General features: G+C 48.5%; 1 rRNA gene. It reads left to right on the top strand.

Annotated features, from left to right (window positions below):
• A 23S ribosomal RNA gene (locus BUB28_RS16395) occupies positions 1 to 1240 on the top strand; the annotation flags it as partial.

Genomic DNA, 1240 nt, shown 5'->3' with positions numbered 1-1240 from the left:
AAACCTCATCTATCATATACTGAATAAAATAGGTATATGAGGGAAACCGCCTGAACTGAAACATCTAAGTAGGGCGAGGAAGAGAAATCAACCGAGATTTCCTAAGTAGTGGCGAGCGAACGGGAAAGAGGCCAAACCTGAGGAAGCAATTCTTCAGGGGTTACGGACTGCATTTAGTATTGTTAGAAGATAGCCGAACACTTTGGGAAAAGTGATCAGAGAGCGTGAGAGTCGCGTAGGCGAAATCTGAAAACAGCGAGCAGGATCCAGAGTACCGCCGGACACGTGAAACCCGGTGGGAAGTCGGGGGGACCACCCTCCAAGCCTAAATACTACCCAATGACCGATAGAGAATAAGTACTGTGAAGGAAAGGTGAAAAGAACCCCGGGAGGGGAGTGAAAGAGAACCTGAAACCCTGTGCTTACAAGCACATAGAGCACATCAAAGTGTGATATGGTACCTTTTGTAGAATGGTCCGGCGAGTTATGGTATGCAGCAAGGTTAAGCACTTAAGGTGTGGAGCCGAAGCGAGAGCAAGTCTTAATAGGGCGACAAGTTGAATGCCATAGACCCGAAACCGGGTGACCTAGCCATGTCCAGGCTGAAGTGGAGGTAAAGCTCCATGGAGGGCCGAACCGACCCCCGTTGAAAAGGTGGCGGATGAGGTGTGGCTAGCGGAGAAATTCCAATCGAACCCGGATATAGCTGGTTCTCCCCGAAATAGCTTTAGGGCTAGCGTTGTATATGATTACCGGAGGTAAAGCACTGAATTGGCTAGGGGCCGAGAGGTTACTGAACCATATCAAACTAAGAATGCCGGATAATAAAAGTACAGCAGTCAGACTACGTGAGATAAGTCTCGTGGTCAAAAGGGAAACAGCCCAGACCCACAGCTAAGGTCCCGAAATACGTTTAAGTGGAGAAGGATGTGGAGTTGCATAGACAACCAGGATGTTGGCTTAGAAGCAGCCACTCATTAAAAGAGTGCGTAATAGCTCACTGGTCGAGTGACTCTGCGCCGAAAATTCAACGGGGCTAAAACGTATACCGAAGCTTGGGCTTGTACAGCAATGTACAGGGGTAGGGGAGCGTTGTGTAAGAGGAGAAGTCATAGCGGAAGCGGTGGTGGATTTTACACAAGTGAGAATGCCGGAATGAGTAGCGAGAATTATGTGAGAATCATAATGGCCGAAAGTCTAAGGTTTTAGAAGGAAGGTTCGTCCGCTTCTAGTAAGCCGG

It is taken from the genome of Ruminococcus flavefaciens (assembly GCF_900143025.1).
In the GTDB taxonomy this organism is placed as follows: domain Bacteria; phylum Bacillota; class Clostridia; order Oscillospirales; family Ruminococcaceae; genus Ruminococcus; species Ruminococcus flavefaciens_I.
This window is presented reverse-complemented; position numbering and strand designations above follow the sequence as displayed.